Raw genomic sequence first — 18,066 nt, 5'->3', positions numbered from 1 at the left:
TTCAAGCCTCAGTCAATTCATTCATCAGTTGTTCGATATCGGCGAGGCCTTCTTCGGTCAGGGCCTGGCCCGCGCCTTCCAGCGCCTGGGCAAAGGCCCGCAGAACCGGTGTTTCGAAGATGAGACGGATCGGCATATCGATGCCCAGTTGGCTGTTGATACGTGAGAGGGCCTGGGCCGCCAGCAGCGAGTGACCACCCAGTTCAAAGAAGTTGTCGTCCAGCCCGACCTGCTTGATGCGCAGGACATCGGCCCAGATCGCTGCGACCTTGCATTCGGTATCGCTGTACGGCGGCACATAGCGCACCTGAAGCTGGGCCAGATCGGGTTGCGGCAGGGCCTTGCGGTCCAGCTTGCCGTTCGGGCTCAGGGGCAGTTCGGGCAACCACATGAGGTGGGCAGGCACCATGTAGTCCGGCAGGCGGCTGCGAAGGTCGGCGCGCAACTGCGCCAGAAGGTCCTGTTGCGTTTGCACGCTGGCCTGGGCGACGTCTGCCACCGCAGGCACCAGGTAGCCGACCAGTTGCTTGCCCAGCGGCCCATCGACGTCGATGACCAGGGCATCACGTACGCTGGCGTGCTCCAGCAGGCGCGCGCCGACTTCTCCCAGCTCGATGCGGAAGCCGCGAATCTTCACCTGATGGTCGATGCGCCCGGCATATTCGATCTGCCCATCGGCGAGGTAGCGCGCCAGGTCGCCGGAGCGATAGAGGCGGCTGCCGGGGGCGCCGAACGGGTCGGGGATGAAGCGCTCGGCGGTCAGGCCAGGGCGCTGGTGGTAGCCCCTGGCGAGCAGTTCGCCGCCGATCATCAGCTCGCCGATCGCGCCATTGAGCACCGCACCGCCACTGTTATCCAGCACGTGGATGCTGCGCCCGGCAAGCACCCGGCCGATCGGCATCACCGGTGGCAGCGCCTGCGCCGTGGCGCCTAGGTAGGGCGCGCAGTCGTGGGCGGTAACCGTGACGGTCGCCTCAGTCGGGCCGTAGGTATTGAGCAGCGTTACATGGCTAAGGCCCGCCGCCTGCCAGGCGAGCAAGCCCTCCGGCGGCATGGCTTCGCCGCCGGCGTGAAACTGGTGCAGGCGGCCGTAGTCGCGAGGACCGTGCTCGGCAAAGTCCTTGGCCAGCATGAACCAATAGGCTGTGGTCACATCTACCACGCTGATGTCATTGCTGATCAGTTCGCGGTAGAACCGCTCGCTGCCCCACAACTCCGGCCCGCGGACCACCACCGAAGCGCCGCAGATCAGCGCCGGGTACAGCTGCTCGACGAAGCCGTCGAAGTTGAAGGTGGCGAACTGCAGGATGCGATCGCTGGGCTTGAGGTTGAAGAAGCCCAGCGACACCTGGGCATGCTGGCTCAGTGCGCCTTGGGTGATCGCCACACCCTTGGGCCGCCCGGTGGAGCCCGAGGTGTACATGACGTAGGCCAGCGTGGCAGGGTCGATGGCGACCTGCGGGTTGGAAGCGTCACCGTCTTCGAGCAGCGCGTCGAGGCACACCTGCGTGACGCAGGCAGGCACTGCCAGCTGCTCACTCAGGCTGGCCTGGGTCAGCAGCAAGGCCAGGCCGCTGTCCTCGATCATGTAGGCCAGGCGTTCGGCCGGGTAGTCAGGGTCCAGCGGCACATAAGCGGCGCCCACCTTGAGGATCGCCAGCAAGCCCGCGACCATCCCCAGGCCACGCTCCAGGGCCACACCGATCAGCACCTCAGGCCCGGCGCCGAGCGCTTGCAGGCGATGGGCCAGGCGGTTGGTGCGCCGGTTGAGTTCGGCATAGCTCCAGGCCTGGCCTTCATGGATGACCGCCACGGCATCCGGTGCGCGCAGCACTTGCGCTTCGAACTGGCGGGCCACGGCGGTATCGCTCAATTGCTCTGCAGTCCCCTGGCACCAGTCCCTCTCGACCAGACGGCGCTCGTCGGCCGTGGCCAGGGCCAGGCGATCGACGCAGGCGTGCGGCTGGGCACACAGCGCTTGCAGCAGGTTCAGCCAGTGCGTGGCCATACGCCCGATGCGTGAGGGGTCGAACAGGTCGACGGCATAGGTGAAGGTCGCCAACACGCCGTCGGAGCGCTCCACGGTGTCGAGCGAGAGATCGAACTGCGCGGTGCCTTCATCAAGGTCCACCTCCTCTACCTGCAGGCCATTCAAGCTTTGCCCGGTCACCTGCTCACCCAGATCGCGCAAGTGGTTGTACATCACCTGGAACAACGGGTTGTAACCCATGCCGCGCTCTGGCTGCAGCGCCTCGACCAGCGCGTCGAATGGCAGGTCCTTGTTGGCCTGGGCCTGCAGGCTGATTTCTTTGGTATGGGCCAGCAACTGCTCGAAACTGACGCTGTAGTCCACACCCAGCCGCAGCACCACGGTGTTGACGAAGAACCCGATCAACCCTTCGAGCTCCAGGCGATTGCGGTTGGTCATGGGCACGCCGATATTGATCTTCTCCTTGCCGCTGTAGCGCGCCAGCAGCAGGCCGAACGAGGCTAGGAAGACGTGGAACAGCGTGGCGTTGCAGCGCACTGCCAGGCGCCGCAGGTCCGCCGTCAACTGCGCGGGCAGGCGCACGTCCAGACGTCCGCCCCGATAGCTTTGCAGCTCGGGCCGTGGGCGGTCGGCAGGTAACTGCAGCACTGCGAAATCATCTTCCAGCTGCGCCTGCCAGTAGCCGAGCTGGGCTTGCATCTGGCCTTCGCTCAGGCGCTCGCGTTGCCAGCTGGCATAGTCGGCGTATTGCACCGGCAAAGGCGCGAAATCAGGCTGCGCTGCCCCTGCGGCATGGTGGTTGTAGACGGCAATGCACTCGCGCACCATCACGCCCATCGACCAGCCGTCGGAGACGATGTGGTGCAGGGTCACGAGCAGTAGGTGTTCCTGCTCGCCACGCTGATACAGCTTCATGCGAATCAGCGGCCCGTTGGCAAGGTCGAATGGCTGCTGGATGTCGGCCTGCAACTGCTGCAACAGTTGCGCGGGGTCAAAGGCTTGCGCCTGCTGCTGCTCAAGGGTGACCGCGAGATTGGCGTGGACGCGCAAGCCAGGCACACCTTGCTGCTCTTCGAAACAGGTACGCAATGATTCATGCCGTGACACCAGCGCCGAAAACGCTTGGGCCAGCGCTTCACGGTCCAGGGCGCCAGTGATGCGCACGGCCATCGGCGTGTGGTAGGCCGAGCTGTGCGGATGGATTTTCCAGAACAGCCACTGGCGGTACTGGGCATGGGACACCGGCAACCAAGCCTGGCGGTCGAGCACCTGGATCGGTGCATCGGCCACCTCGCCCAGCTGGCTGACCCCGCGGCTGAAGCTGCGCAGGTCAGCCGTATCGAACAGCAGGCGCAACGGGATATCCAGGCCCAGTTGTCGGCGTGCGCGCGAGACGATCTGGGTGGCCATGAGCGAGTGCCCACCCAGGGCAAAGAAGTTGTCGTCCAAGCCGACCTGCGGACAGCCCAGCACTTCCTGCCAAAGGTTGGCCAGGTCGATCTGCAGTGGCGTCTGAGCCGGTGTGTGGCTGGCCGCCGGGTGTTGTTGGTCCGGCAGCGGCAATCTGGCCAGGTCGACCTTGCCGTTGGCAGTCAATGGCAGGCTGTCGAGGAACAACACGCGGGCTGGCACCATGTGCGCCTGCATGTGCAACTTCAGCGCTTTCTGCACGGTCTCCTGTGCCGCCTCGGCATCACGCTCGCGGGCCAGCAGCCGCGGCGCCACCAGGTAGGCGAGTAGTTGCAAACTGCCATCTTGGCCGGTGGCACGCACCACCGCCTTGTCCACATCCGGCAGGCCTTGCAGGCACGCCTCGATCTCCCCTGGCTCGACACGGTAGCCGCGAATCTTCAGCTGGTGATCGACGCGCCCCAGGTACAACAGGCGGCCTTGGCGATCACGCTGCACCACATCGCCGGTGCGGTACAGGCGCGCCCCAGGCTCGCCGTGGGCATCAGGCACGAAACGCTCAGCGGTCAACCCAGGGCGTGCGAGGTAACCACGGGCCAGGCCGGCCCCGGCGATGCACAGCTCGCCTTTGGCCATACCGGGCACCACCTGCAGCGTGGCGTCGAGCACCTGCACTCGGCTGTTGCGCAACGGGCTGCCCAGATGCGTTACCTCGCCAGCCGCCAGTTCGGCGGTGAGCACGCCCACCGTGGTTTCGGTCGGCCCGTAATGGTTCAAGACCTTCAGGCCCGGGCGCAAGGCGCCGATACGCGCCAGCAGTGCCGGCGGGCAGGCCTCGCCGCCAAGCACCAGGCAACGCTGCGGCAGCACGTTGGCATCGGCGCAGGCATCGAGCAGCGCACCCAAGTGCGAAGGCACGATTTTCAGCGCATCGACGTGGTTTGCCGACAGGTAGGCGGCGAAACCGTCGGCATCGAGCACCGCCTCGCGCTGCAGCAGATGTACCGTCTTGCCGGCCCAGAGCGCGCCAAACAGCATGGTATGCCCAAGGTCGGCGGCAGGCGTGGAGACCATGGCGAAGTGTTCCAGATCGCTAAGGGCAATCCGCTCGGACAAGCCTTCAAGGTAATTGGCCAGCGCCCCATGAGACACCGCGACCCCCTTGGGCATACCGGTGGTGCCCGAGGTGTAGATCACATAAGCCAGGTTGCCGGAATGAACCGCCACGGGCACCCCTGCCTCGCCACCTGCCGCGTTCAGCGCCAGGCACTGTACGCCCCCGATGGCCGGGCCAGGCTCGTCCTCGGCCCTGAGCAAGACCTTGATCTGTGCGTCACGCAGCATGAATGCCATTCGCTGCTGCGGCTGACCCGGCTCCAGCGGCACATACGCCCCCCCGGCCTTGAAAATCGCCAGCAGACCAACCAACAGGTTCACCGAGCGCTCGGCGATCAGGCCCACCGGCTGATCGGCGACCACACCGTGCGCTTGCAGCTGGGCACACAGCTGGTCGGCGCGCGCGTCGAGCTCGCCGTAACTGAGCGAGCCATCGGCACTGACAACGGCGATGCGCTGCGGCTGCGCCTTGGCAAAGGCCGTCACGCGCTGGTGCAGCAATGGGCCGGCATAAGGCAGCACCTGCGGTGCGGCAACGGGTGCGCCCGCCAGCGGCCAGTCACCCAGCGCAGCAACGTCATCGCGGCTGAGGGCGGCCAGCAGGCTCAGCCAATCACGCCCCATGGCTTCGACGGTGTCGCGCTCGAACAGGTCGAGGGCAAAGGTGAAAGCGGCGCGAAGCTGCCCGGCAACCTCCACGGTGTCCAGGGTAAGGTCAAAGCGTGCAGTGCTCTTGCGCAGCTCGAGTTTTTCCAGCTCAAGGCCCGAGGCGGTGCGCACAGTGGCGACGTCGGTAACCATCGACTGATGGTTGAAAAGCACCTGGAACAGCGGGCTCACGCCCCCGGTGCGTTCCAGGCCCAGCGCTTCCACCAGCTTGTCGAACGGCACGTCCTGGTGCGATTGCGCCTGCGTCGCACAGGCTTTGACCTGGCTCAGCAGGTGCGCACCACCCTGAGTCGGGTCGATGTCGGTCTGCAGCACCTGGGTATTGATGAAGCAACCGATCAGCCCCTCCACTTCACTGCGGTTGCGGTTGGCGATCGGCACACCGACGCGCACCCGCGACTGGCCGCTGTAGCGGTACAACAAGGCCTTGAACGCGGCCAGCAGCACCACGAACAGCGTGACGTTGTGCCGCCTGGCCAGGACCTGCAGGCGCTGGGCCAACGCTGCATCGATTTGCAGTTCCAGGCGTTCGCCACGGTGGCTGGGCAGCGCCGGACGCAGGTGATCGCTCGGCAATTGCAACACGGGGTGGTCGTTGCCCAGATGATCCAACCAGTACTCCAGCTGGCGCGCCTGCTCGCCGGCTTCCAGCCAGCTGCGCTGCCACAGGGCGAAATCGCGATACTGGATGGCCAGCGGCGCAAGTGCTGACGCTTGGCCGGCCACGGCGGCATCGTAAAGCCGAACCAGTTCGTCGATCAGGATACCCAGCGACCAACCGTCGGCGATGATATGGTGCAGAGTGATCAGCAACAGGTGCTCGGTGGCCGAGGTGCGCAGCAAGCGCACCCGCATCAGCGGACCAGCGGCCAAGTCGAAGGGTGCCGCCGACTCTGCAGCACATACGGCCTCGACCTGCTGCGCCTGGGCCTCGCCCTGCAGGTGGGAAAGGTCCAACAGCTCGCCCCTGATCGACGCCTGCGCCTGCACGCATTGGCGTGGCTGGTCGTCAACCTCGGGAAACACCGTGCGCAGCGATTCATGTCGCGCCACCAGGGTGTCCAGCGCCTGCTGCAAGGCCTCAGGCGCTATCGGCCCCTTGAGCTTGACTGCCATGGGCAGGTTATAGGCAGCACTCTTGGCATCGAGCCGCCAGGCGAACCACATGCGCTGCTGGGCATATGACAGCGCGTCACGGGCGGCAACCTCGACCCCAGGCGCGATCGGCAACAGCGCGAAATCGACGCCCTCCCCGCGCATGGCATCCAGAAACAACCGTCGCTTGGCAGCGGGCAGCTCGATGAAGCGTCGAGCCAGTTTGAGTGAGTCTTGGGCGTTCATGCTCGGGGTCCTTACTGATCTGCGGCTCGGCCGTGCGGCCAAAGCGTTTCCAGTAGAACGAGCGGAGGGAGGGTGAATTTAACGCGGCAGCGCCATGCCCGGACGCTGCGCTGGCGAGCGCCTGCGGCAAGCCGCAAGCGCTCGCCACAGTGGCCTCAAAGCGCCGCTTCGCGGTGCCCCTGAGCCATGGCCACGACCACTTTGCGTGGCCCGGTGAACGGCGCCCGGGCGTGCGCCGCGAGCATGTTGTCGAGCATCAGCACGTCGTTTTCCTGCCAGGGGAAACTGATCGCGCAGTCGTCCAGCACAGCGCGAATGCGTTCGAGCACCTCGTTCTCGATCGGTGTGCCGTCGCCGTAGTAGACGTTGCGCGGCAAGTCTTCCTCGTCGACGATTTCCAGCAGGCTTTCGCGCACCTCGGCCGGTAGGTTGGAGACATGGAACAGGTGGGCCTGATTGAACCATACCTGATCCCCCGTCCAGGGGTGCGTGGCCACGGCCTGGCAGACCTGGCGCGTGCGCAGCTCACCGTCGTCCTTCCATTCCCAGTCGATGTGGTGCGCGCGACAATAGGCCTCCACTACGCTGCGATCCTCGGTGTTGAACACCTGCTCCCAACTCACATCAAGGCCATTGCCGTAGTTGCGCACATACATCAGGCGCTTGCTGGCAAAGCGCTCGCGTATGTCGGCCGGCATGCGCCGGAACACTTCACGGCTGTCGGCAATTGGCGTTTCACCGCCAGTCTGAGCGGCAATCACACTGTAGAACCAGATCCGCATCGGCCAGTCGAGGCTGTAGGCCTGCTCGTTGTGCAGCGGGATGCTCTGGTGCGCGGGGTACTCCGTGGAGGTGTAGACCCCTTGGGTAACATTGCTGCGCGGCGTCGAGCCGAACTCGTAGTTGAGCAGCGGGTGGCCGAAGGCCTGGGCGAATTCGCGAAAGGCCGTGACTCCGCCCACGTCAAAACCGCGCAGCAGTACCCCGCCGCACTGGTCTAGGTGGCCGTCGACGATAGCCTTGAGTTCATCGAAGACGTCCAGCAAACCAAGCCCCGCTTCGGGCGCTTCGATCAGCAGCGGTAAAGAGCCCCGTTCGGGCATCAATGGCCGCGCCTTGATCCCGGCAAGTACACTCATGTTTCGCTCTCCTTGTCGCCAGACTCCGTAGAGACCGTCGACACGCTTGGGTTGGCGGTCAGCCTTGCAGGCCGACCGCGTCGAACAGTGGCATGCAGCGCGGCGTCAAACGCTGCCTACGGCGGCGGCGACCGCAGCGCTGAAGCGCTGGGCAACCTCGTCGATCTGCTCGGCACTGATGATCAACGGCGGTAGGAAACGCACCACCGCCCCATGCCGCCCACCCAACTCCAGGATCAGCCCGCGCTTGAGGCACTCGCGCTGCACCTTCGGCGCCAAGTCGCGGTTAGCCGGTGGGTGGCCCAGCGCATCCGGCTGGCCTTGTGGGTCGACCAGTTCCACACCCAGCATCAAGCCACGGCCACGGATATCACCCAACTGCGGATAGTCCCGCTGCAGGCGCTGCAAATGCCCACGCAACCGCTGCCCCATGGCCTCGGCATGCTCGGCCAGTCGATGCTCGACCAGGTAGTTGATCACCGCCGAGCCCGCGGCCATGGCCATCTGGTTGCCACGGAAGGTACCGGCATGCGCACCTGGCTTCCAGGTGTCCAGCCAGTCGCGATAGACCACTACCGCCAGCGGCAGGCTGCCACCGATGGCTTTGGACAAGGTGACCACATCGGGCACGATACCGGCGTGCTCGAAGGCGAACATGCGCCCGGTACGGGCGAAGCCGCTCTGGATCTCGTCGACGATCAACGCCACGCCCGCCTGCTCGGTAATGCGCCGCACGCCCTTGAGCCATTCGATGTCGGCCGGAACCACCCCGCCCTCACCCTGCACCACTTCGAGGATCACGGCGGCGGGCAGCGGCACGCCGCTTTCCGGATCGAGCAGCAGGTTTTCCAGGTAATGCAGGTTGGCCTTGACCCCGGCCTCACCGCCCAGGCCGAACGGGCAGCGGTAGTCGTACGGGTAAGGCATGAACTGCACGCCGTTGCCGAGCAAGGCCCCCAGTGGCTGTTTCGGCCCATGGCTGCCCATCAGGCTCAGCGCGCCTTGGCTCATGCCATGGTAGGCGCCCTGGAAGGCCAGCACGGTGCTGCGGCCGGTGGCGGTACGCACCAGCTTGAGCGCAGCCTCGACTGCATCAGTGCCGGTCGGGCCACAGAACTGCACCTTGGCCTCGCGACGCAGCGCCTCGGGCAGGATGCCGAACAGGTCCTGGACGAAGCGGTCCTTGACCGGGGTGGTCAGGTCCAAGGTGTGCAGCGGCAACTCGTCAGCCAGCACCCGCTGGATCGCCTCGACCACCACCGGGTGGTTGTGGCCCAGAGCCAGGGTGCCGGCACCGGCCAGGCAGTCGATGAACTGGCGGCCTTCGACGTCTTCGACGTGGATACCACGGGCGCGCCTGAGCGCCAGCGGGATACGCCGCGGGTAGCTGCGGGCGTTGGATTCCTGCTGTTGCTGGCGTTGCAGCAAAGGTGAATCGATGAATTCGTACAAGGGTTGCGGCACGCTGGCCGGTACAACCCGGGCAAGGCTGGAAGCGGTGGACATGGGTAAATCCTCGCAAGCAAGCGGATGGGCGGTTATCGCTTTGGAAACGCTTGAGTGGGGGGAGGATTTAGCGGTTGTTACGCGATTTTATTTTTGTCTGTGCCGGCCCTTTCGCGGGTAAACCCGCTCCAACAACCACACCGCCTGCGTAGGAGCGGGTTCACCCGCGAAGAGACCAGCACAGGCAAACCCGCCCCCACAGACCGCCACCCGCCCGTAGGAGCGGGTTCACCCGCGAAGAGGCCAGCACAGGCGATAAACATCAATGCCCAGGACGCGCCGGTACCTGCAACAAGACCCGCAAGCCGTCACTACGGCTGTCAAAGCGCAGGCTACCGGCACACCGCTGCACGATCGCCTGCACAATCGCCAGCCCCAATCCGCAACCACCACTTTGCCCATTGCGCCAGAAGCGCTCGGTCAGGTGCTCCAGGTCCGCTTCGGCAATGCCTGGCCCATGGTCACGCACCATGAAGCCCACCTGGTCGTCCGCCATCTGCACCTCCAGCTCTACGGCTTCATCGCCGCCATGACGCAAGGCATTGTCCAGCAGGTTGCGCAGCGCTGCCACCGCCAACGGTGCCGGCATCCCCAGGTAGATTTGCGTCGCCTCCTCTGGCAAACGCAACACGATACGCCGGTTGTCGCCGCCGCCCGCATCCTGCACCGCCTGACGGGCCACTTGCTCGGCGCTGCACTGCACGCCATCCTCGAACGACAGGCTGCCTTCCACCCGCGCCAGCATCAGCAACTGCTCAAGCGTGCGGTGCATGCGGTCGGTGCCCTGCTCGGCATGCTCCAGCGCCTGCTCGCGCACTGCACCGTCGGTCATGCGCGCCACCTGCAGGTGGGTCTTGATCGCGGTCAGCGGGCTGCGCAGTTCATGCGCGGCATCGTCAGTCAGGCGCCGCTCACGCTCGAGGGTTTGGGCAATGCGCAGGAACAGCTGGTTCTGGGTCTCCAGCAACGGCTGCAACTCGCTGGGCATGCCCGCCACCTGCAGCGGCTCGACACTGTCCGCACGCCTGCGGCGCAAGGCATCGCGCATACGGTTGAGCGGCTCCAGGCCCTTGCCAAGGCCAATCCACAACAGCCCCAGGCTGCCAAGCAGGGCCATCAATACCGGCGCCGATGCCGCCAGCAGAATCGACTGATTCAGCGCCTCGCGCTCCATGTGCCGGTCGGCCGTGGTGATGCGCACATCGCCGTGGTTGTAGGTAAAGGTGCGCCAAAGCGCATCGTCGATGGTCTGGTCACGGAACCCGCTGCGCTCGTCGTCCATGGCGCCATCGTGCTTGTGGTTGCTGGCGAGGATCTCGCCACGCAGCGAGCTGACCTGGCAGGCCATGCCATCCGGTACGCTGAACTGGTCGGCGGAAAAATGCGCCTCCCCGCCCTTGGCAGTCAGCGGCTGCGGCAACTGGTCGATCAGCCCGGCGACCATACGCGCCGACGCCACCAGGCGCTGGTCGAGGGAGAACATCATCTGCTGGCGCAGGTCACGCAGCATCCACGCCGCGGCCAGCGCCCAGATGATCACGAAGGCGCTGCCGAGGATCAGGCTCAGGCGCACCCGCAGGCTCATGATGCGGCCTCTTGCGGTGCCTGCGCCGGGCCCAGCCGGTAGCCCAGGCCCCGCACGGTCTCGACAATGCCGTTACCCAGCTTGCGCCGCAGGTGGTGGATGTGCACGTTCAGGGCGTTGCTCTCGACTTCGTCGCTGAAACCATACACGCAGTCTTTCAGTTGCTCGCTGGACAGCACTCGCCCGGGGTTCTGCAGCAGCGCCTGGAGCAGGGCCTGCTCACGGCGGGACAGGTCGACATGCTGGCCGGCCAAGGTCGCCTCGCAGCTACTCGGGTCATAGCGCAGCGGGCCGTGCTCGATCACGTTCACCGCCCGCCCGGCCACCCGCCGCAGCAAGGTATGCAGGCGTGCGGCCAGCTCGCGCAGATCGAAGGGCTTGAGCAGGTAATCGTCGGCACCGGCCTGCAGGCCATCGACACGATCAGTGACGGCATCGCGGGCGGTGAGCACCAGTACCGGCAGGGTCTCGCCTTTTTCGCGCAGGCGGCGCAGCAGCTTGAGGCCATCTTCGTCGGGCAGGCCGAGGTCGAGGATCATCACGTCGAACTGCGCGGCCTGCAGCATCGCCCGCGCAGCAGCGGCGTTGCCCACACGGTCCACGGTCAGGCCCTGGGCGGTGAGACCGGCGCAGATGCCGGCGGCGATCAGGTCGTCGTCCTCGCAGAGCAGAACGTGCATGGTGGGGCTCCCGGTGTAGTGTGGCTGGTATTGCACCTTGGGCGGATTAAGGGGGGATTATGGACCTTTTGTGGGGGATGGGGGTTCGGCTTGGGTGTGGTGAGGGGCCGGGTTGTTCGTCGTGACATCTGCGAACACCTGCCACAGGCGCCGCGGACGCTATGGCGAACACCTTGGCCCTACATCAACCCCTGCGGGGTATCCACATCCAGCAACACCCCAGCATCCTCCACCTCAACCACAACACAACAATCCCGCTGCGCCTGCACCACCGCCCGCGCCCCTTCATCGCCGGCCAATAGCCCCAGCGCCGGCCAGAAATCGCGCCCAAAAATCACCGGGTGGCCCTGCTGCCCGGCATGGCGTGGCAACACAATGTTCGAAGCGCTGGAAGCCTCGGCCAAGCGGCGCAAGGTAGCCAACTCGATCCACGGCATATCACCCAACAAGATCGCCACCGCCTGTGCCTGGCTGTCGCCCAACGACCCGACCCCGGCCGCCAGGCTGTGCCCCATGCCCGCTGCCGCATCCGGGCTGACGATCACTCGGTAACCGCCAGGCAAACCGAAATCCCCGCCCTGCTCGCCCGCGCGCAACACCACACGCACATCATCAAACACCGCCCGTGCCCGCTCCGCGCTATGCGCCAGCAAACTGCGGCCATCCGCCAAGGTCGCCCGGCGCTTGTCAGCGCCGAAACGCGTGCCGCGCCCCGCCGCCAGCACCAGCGCAACCACGCTCACAGCGCCGCCCGCTCGATGCCATTGCGCGCACGAAGGATATCGGCCAGTACCGCCAGGGCGATCTCGGCCGGGGTCTTGCTGCCCAGGTTCAGGCCAATCGGCGCATGGATGCGCGCCAGCTCGTCGCAACCCAGGCCACCAATTCGCTGCAAGCGTTCGCGACGTTTGTCGGAGGTGGCCTTGGAGCCCATCACGCCGATGTAGAACGCTTCGGTCCGGACGGCTTCAAGCATGGCCAGGTCATCGATTTTTGGATCATGGGTCAATGCCACCACTGCCGTATCGGCATGGCAACCGCCATTGGCGATGAATTCCGACGGTAGCTCGCGGCGCACCTCAATGCCATTCAGCACTACGCCGTCGAGTACTTCGTCACGCGGCTCGCAAAGGATGACCTCAAAACCCAGCCCTCTGCCGAATTCGGCGCAAAAATGCGCCACGCTGGAATAGCCGGCCAGCAGCAGCCGCTGGGCGGCGCCGACACGCAAGCGCACCCGGGCATTTTCCCGTTCGACCCGTGGCCCCTGACTATGGTCATCGAGCAGCTGGCGGGTACCCGCAGACAGGCTCACCTCACGCAGTACCCGGCGCTGGCCCAGCAGCGCACGTTCCAGCTCACGCAGATGCGCCTGCACCTCGCATTCAACCGGCAGGTTCTCCACCAGTACTTCAAGCACACCGCCACACGGCAGGCGAACGCGCGAACGCGGGTCGCTGCCGTCGCCATAACGCACGATGGCAACCGGCTCCGGGAATTCCCCCAGGGCCACGCGTTCGAGAAAGTCGTCCTCGACACAGCCACCGGACAGCGAGCCCAGCCACTGGCCGCTGGCATTCACCGCCAGCAGCGAACCCGGCGCACGCGGCGCCGAGCCATAGGTGGCGAGCACCGTGCACAACCATACCCGCTGGCCGTTGCAGGACCACTGCAAAGCCTGACGGATCACCTGTAGATCGAGATGCTGCACGCTTTACTCCGCCTTCAGCTCGGCGAGCTGCTGTACGTTCAGGTCGCCGGGCAATCCACCCCAGGCCTGGCGCAGGTAGTTGACCATATCTGTCACCTGTTGGTCATCAAGCTTGTCGGCAAAGCCCGGCATCGGCTGCATGCGCTCGAAGCCGGTGAACTGCTGTTCCCGGATGCCTTCGAGAACCACCTTGACCAGATTGCGGGAGTCGGCCTGGCGCAGCACGGTGTTGCCGCGCATGGCTACGGCGATGTGCGGCTTGCCCTCGCCGTCGACCCCATGGCAACCGGCGCAGACGTTCAGGTACTGCTGGCGGCCCCGCCTGGCACTGTCGCTCATCTGCTCCAGGGCAACGGACTCGATAGCCTTGGCCGGCGGCGGCTGGTCGCCCAGCAGGTAGGTGGCCATGGCCGCAAGGTCTGCATCTTCCAGGTGCTGGGTGCTGTGGTGCACCACCGGGAACATCTCGTTGAACATGCTGCCCTGGGCGCTGATGCCGTGCTTGAGGAAGGTGGTCAGGTCCGGCTGGGTCCAGCCGCGCTCGGCCAGGTCCTGGGCCAGCAGGCTTGGCGCCAGGTAGCCACCCAGCAGGCCGCCGCTCAGGCGTTGGTCCTGCTGCAGCGCACCGATTGCGTTGCGCGGGGTATGGCATTCGCCACAATGGCCCATGACCTCGACCATGTACTGGCCGCGCTGCCAGGCCGGGCTTTTACCCTCGGTCGGCTGCAGTTGCACGCTCTTGCCATACAGCATGTTCCAGCCGCTGAGCCCCATGCGCACATTGAACGGGAAGCGCAGCGCGGTCTGCGGTGCCGGGCGGTTGATCGGCGGTATGGTCATCAGGTAGGCGAGGATCGCGTCCGAATCTTCACGCTTGATCAGGTGGTACGAGGTGTAAGGCATCGCAGGATAAAGGTTGGCGCCGTCCTTGCGCTTGCCCTCGGTGACTGCGGCGAAGAACTCGTCGGCGCTGTAGTTGCCGATGCCGTACTGTTTGTCCGGGGTGATATTGCTGCCATAAATGGTGCCGAACGGCGAATGGATCGGCAGGCCGCCCGCATACGGCGCGCCGCCTTCGGCGGTATGGCAGGCCATACAGTCGGCCGCGCGGGCCAGGTATTCACCGCGCTTGACCTGCGCATCGTCGGCCGCCAAGGCAAACGAACTGACAGCCAGCCCGAGGGCCAACGCCGAGGCGCTACGTACGAAGCCCATGTTCAACCCTCCTTGACCAGGCCGAGATCGTTGAGCACCTTGCGGGTGGCATCGTAGTAACGCACGTAGCCTGTGCAGCGGCAGATGTGGTGACCGAGGCTGGCCTCGATGCGGTCCTCCACTTCGCTCTTCTTCAACGGCTGGCGCTGGGCCGTTTCCACCAGCACGGTAGCGGCGTTGACGAAGCCTGGTGCGCAGTAGCTGCACTGGAAGGCGAACAGGTCGACGAACTTCTGCTGGATCGGGTTGAGCGTCAGGTTGCCGGCCTCGTCTTTTTTGGCATGGCCTTCGATGGTGCGAACCTTCTTGCCTTCGAAGTAATGCGCACCGGTGATGCAGGTGCGCACTTCTTCGCTGGTGCCGTCGGGGTTGTCGACGATTACCACGCAGGCGTGGCAGATGCCTTGGCCGCAACCCAGGCGCGAGCCGGTGAGGTTCTGGTGTTCGTGCAGGTAGTCGATCATCGCCAGGTCCGCAGGGACCTCGACCGGCCCGACCGGTTGACCATTGAGCGTCAGTTGCAGTGGACGGTTAGCCATTGAGGGCCTCCTTGATACGGGCTGGGGTGATGGGGAGATCGCGCACGCGCTTGCCGATGGCATGCGCGACGGCATTGCCGATGGCACCGACGACCGGGATCATCACCACTTCGGCGATGCCCTTGGAGGGGTCGGTCGGTGACAGCGGCGGGAGGATTTCGCTGGTCTGCTGCCACACCGCCACATCGCGCGCATGCGGCAGGCGGTAGCGGTTGAAGTTCCAGTCGCCCTCCCCGGGGCCACCCTCGTACAACGGCATTTCTTCGGTCAGTGCATGGCCAATGCCCATGGCGATACCGCCTTCGAGCTGGCCCTTGACCAGTTCCGGCACCAGCACCCGGCCACACTCGACCCAACTGTGGTGGTTGAGCACCTGCGTCTCCAAGGTGCCTTTGTTGACCTTGACCTCGACGATGGTCGCCACCGGGCTGTAGTAGGTGACCATGGCGTTGTTCAGCTGGGTGTCGGGGTAGGCCGCATTCTGCCGGTCGAGCAGGTGATAGCCATGGCTGCCCATCTGCGCCTTCTTGGCATTCACCGCACCATCGCCGTACTTCACCGCCATGGCATCGAGCGGGAAGCGCTCGCGCACGCCATCAATGACAAAGTCGGCCTCGGCCCAGCTCCAGCGGTTGAAGCCGTGCACGCTCACGCCAGTAACCAGACCCATTTCGTGGGCCTTCTGCGCCAGCTGGGCAAACGGAATCGGCGCCAGGCCGTTGCCAGTCAGCTCACCGTTGACCCATACCGCATTTTCGCGGCGCACCACCAGCGGGTTGGCCTGGCCGCCGTGCGGGCCTTGGCTCCAGATCGCCATGGCCGCTGGCCACAGCCCATGATTGAACAGCACACGCGCCGCTTCGCGGGTGGCATGGCTGAAATAGAAGGCCGAGTTGGTGGCCGAAGATGGCGACGCCAGCTTGCCGACCCAGCGCGGGTTGCGCAGCGCGGCGTCCTGTTCGGGCTGACTGATCAGGTAGGGGTTGCCGCTGGTGGTCAGCTGCAGCTCCGGCCATTCGGTGACCGCGGTCTTCACCTCGTCGGCCGAACGGCCGAGGAAATCGCTGATCACCAAAGCCTGGGAGGTGGACATGCCGGTACCCAGCTCGGTGCCGATATGGCGCAGGCTGATGCGGCCATCGGCGTTGAACTCGACACTGGCCATCGGCGCCTCGGAGCCTGTGCCGAAGTCCTTCTGGCAGATGGCGAAGCCGACGCCGTACCAGTGGTCCGGGTCCTTGGCGTCCATCTGTTGCTTGCGTGCATCGCGGTTGCGCCACCACTCGTGCACAGCGGCCTTGTCGAGGATTTCGTACAGGCGCAGGGCGCCGGCCGGAACCGCACCCTGGGTGTTCTTCATGCCCGATTTCAGCGCGTTGGCGCGGCGCAGGTCGATGGCATCGACCCCCAGGCGGCCGGCGATCTCATCCACCATCATCTCGGTGGCCGCCATGCTCTGCAGGGTGCCGTAACCGCGCATGGAGCCGGCCTCGACCCCACGGGAATAGTAGGCGGTCACCGACAGGTCGTTCTGTGGCATGTAATAGATCGACTGGGCAGCAGTGGCGCCCACTGCGGCCACCGACGGGCTGTAGTTGATGCGCCCGCCGCCGTCGCAGCTCATGTCGGCGCGGAATATCTTGAAGCTGTTGTCCTTCTTGTCCACCGCCAACTGGTAGCGGATATCGAAGGCATGGCGCTTGATGCCGCTCTGGAACTGCTCGTAGCGGTCGTTGGCCAGGCGGATCGGCATGCCGGCGCCGTAAAGCGCAGCTACCGCGGCATAGAAGACGAAGATATTGTTGTCTTTTGAGCCATAGCCCACGGTATACCCCGGGTGCATGTTCAGCGTGTTCAGGGCGAAGCGCGACGGTTTGATCATGTGCACGCATTCCTGCGCCACTTCGAACGGGCACTGAGTGGCGACCACGAAGTGCAGCGTGCCCGTGGCAGGGTCATACCAGCCGTTGCCGTTGTCCGGCTCCAGCGCGGCAGGTTCGATGGACGGCGTCTTGTAGCGCTCGTCAAACACCAGCCAGTCCTCGGGCGGGTTGTCCAGTTGCTCGGCCATGCGCTTGGCGTAGAACAACCCCTGCTCGGTCAGGTCGCCGTGCTGGTTGGGCTGCTTCGACCACACCGGCTTGCGGTTGAGAATGGTGGGGAACAGCATGGAGTTCTTCAGGCTGGAGAACTCATCGTCGTCGAACGGCGTGGCGCCGCCCACCCGCACGAAGCGGAAGCTGCCATAAGGGTCGCGCTGGTACAGCGGCGCCTGGGCACCGTAACGGATCGCCTGCTGGTTGAACTGCAGCTTGCGCTTGGCCTGGCGGAAGCGCTCGAAGTCATGCCAGATCAGGATCGCCACCGGGTGGCCGATGAACATCGGCACCTTGCCGGGCGGCAGCAGCGGGTCGGGCGAATGGGCCTCGGGCCAGGCAATGCCGTCCTGTTCGAGGTCGGCGGCGGTGACGATGCGGTCCGGCTGCAGGTCGGCGCCAAGCAGGCTGAGGTCATGGCCGGCGTAAATCCGGTCGACCTTGGTCGCCTTGAGCAGCAGCGCATGACCTTGCTGCGCGGGCCAGCCGGGCATGTCCTTGGCGCGGATGTCGCGGGCGAACACTTTGTCGCCGCAGACTTTGGACAAGGCATCGTTACGGAAACGCGCCTTGCCGTCGTGGTTCATCCACTTCTGTGGCGAGGTGGTGACGCGCTCCTCCATCAACGCGGCGAAGGCCTGGCTGCCAAGTGGCGCCATGGTCACGCCGACACCAGCGATCAGGCCGCCTTGCAGGAAGGCGCGCCGAGAAATATCACGGTTGGACATGCTTGATCCTCTGGGCAGTTGGGGCCTGCCCTTTCTTTGATTCTTGGCCTGGCTTGATAAAAGCTGACCTTGGCGTCAACTTTACAGCAATTGGGTGGGTAGAGGCAAAGTCAAGCCGACAATGTGTCGCGGTGTGTATAGGGCAAGGGGCGGAATTCGCGCTTTGGCGGGTAGGTGTTTGGCGGGAGATTTTCAGCGCCTGGTAGGTGTTCGCCGGGAGAGTTTCAGCGCCTGGTAGGTGTTCGCCGGGAGAATTTCAGCGCCTGTGAGATCGAGCGCCGCCCGCGCGGCGCTTCGCGGGTAAACCCGCTCCTACGTTTGTTTCGGGCCAGTCCCTCCTG

The 18,066-nt window shown here is 65.2% G+C and carries 10 protein-coding genes; all 10 read right to left on the bottom strand.

Annotated features, from left to right (window positions below; all coding sequences use genetic code 11):
* Position 1 precedes the first annotated feature (1 nt).
* The 10 genes from ACF8FG_RS08265 to ACF8FG_RS08220 all read right to left on the bottom strand — a co-directional run bounded on the left by ACF8FG_RS08265 (position 2) and on the right by ACF8FG_RS08220 (position 17,725).
* Positions 2-6,526: a non-ribosomal peptide synthetase gene (locus tag ACF8FG_RS08265; RefSeq protein WP_318078988.1), complete on the bottom strand. Its 6,525-nt coding sequence runs from the start codon at positions 6,524-6,526 to the stop codon at positions 2-4.
* 155 nt (positions 6,527-6,681) lie between these two features.
* Positions 6,682-7,665, bottom strand: a complete 984-nt coding sequence (locus ACF8FG_RS08260) for a TauD/TfdA family dioxygenase (RefSeq protein WP_014590247.1) — start codon at positions 7,663-7,665, stop codon at positions 6,682-6,684.
* A gap of 105 nt (positions 7,666-7,770) precedes the next feature.
* On the bottom strand, positions 7,771-9,171 hold the full coding sequence (locus ACF8FG_RS08255; RefSeq protein ID WP_019437869.1) for an aspartate aminotransferase family protein: 1,401 nt from the start codon (positions 9,169-9,171) through the stop codon (positions 7,771-7,773).
* A 262-nt stretch (positions 9,172-9,433) separates the two neighbouring features.
* On the bottom strand, positions 9,434-10,756 hold the full coding sequence (locus tag ACF8FG_RS08250) for an ATP-binding protein (RefSeq protein WP_019437870.1): 1,323 nt from the start codon (positions 10,754-10,756) through the stop codon (positions 9,434-9,436).
* On the bottom strand, positions 10,753-11,436 hold the full coding sequence (locus ACF8FG_RS08245; protein ID WP_004576176.1) for a response regulator transcription factor: 684 nt from the start codon (positions 11,434-11,436) through the stop codon (positions 10,753-10,755). Before ACF8FG_RS08245 ends, ACF8FG_RS08250 begins: the two co-directional genes overlap by 4 nt.
* Positions 11,437-11,615: 179 nt before the next feature.
* Complete coding sequence (locus tag ACF8FG_RS08240; protein ID WP_014590244.1) at positions 11,616-12,179, bottom strand: NTP transferase domain-containing protein; 564 nt, start codon at positions 12,177-12,179, stop codon at positions 11,616-11,618.
* Positions 12,176-13,147 carry an XdhC family protein gene (locus ACF8FG_RS08235; RefSeq protein WP_076402725.1) on the bottom strand — a complete coding sequence of 324 codons (972 nt, stop codon included), beginning with the start codon at positions 13,145-13,147 and terminating at the stop codon, positions 12,176-12,178. The genes ACF8FG_RS08240 and ACF8FG_RS08235 overlap by 4 nt, the downstream gene beginning before the upstream one ends.
* A 3-nt stretch (positions 13,148-13,150) precedes the next feature.
* Entirely contained in the window at positions 13,151-14,362 is a 1,212-nt protein-coding gene (locus ACF8FG_RS08230) for a cytochrome c (protein WP_070383603.1), read from the bottom strand.
* Positions 14,363-14,364: 2 nt separating this feature from the next.
* Positions 14,365-14,901: a (2Fe-2S)-binding protein gene (locus tag ACF8FG_RS08225; protein WP_003254265.1), complete on the bottom strand. Its 537-nt coding sequence runs from the start codon at positions 14,899-14,901 to the stop codon at positions 14,365-14,367.
* Positions 14,894-17,725: a xanthine dehydrogenase family protein molybdopterin-binding subunit gene (locus ACF8FG_RS08220; protein WP_119714041.1), complete on the bottom strand. Its 2,832-nt coding sequence runs from the start codon at positions 17,723-17,725 to the stop codon at positions 14,894-14,896. The genes ACF8FG_RS08225 and ACF8FG_RS08220 overlap by 8 nt, the downstream gene beginning before the upstream one ends.
* Positions 17,726-18,066 lie beyond the last annotated feature (341 nt).

Source organism: Pseudomonas sp. YQ_6 (assembly GCF_043103245.1).
In the GTDB taxonomy this organism is placed as follows: domain Bacteria; phylum Pseudomonadota; class Gammaproteobacteria; order Pseudomonadales; family Pseudomonadaceae; genus Aquipseudomonas; species Aquipseudomonas alloputida.
The sequence above is the reverse complement of the archived record's forward strand: the minus strand, read 5'-3'. Positions and strand labels throughout refer to the sequence as shown.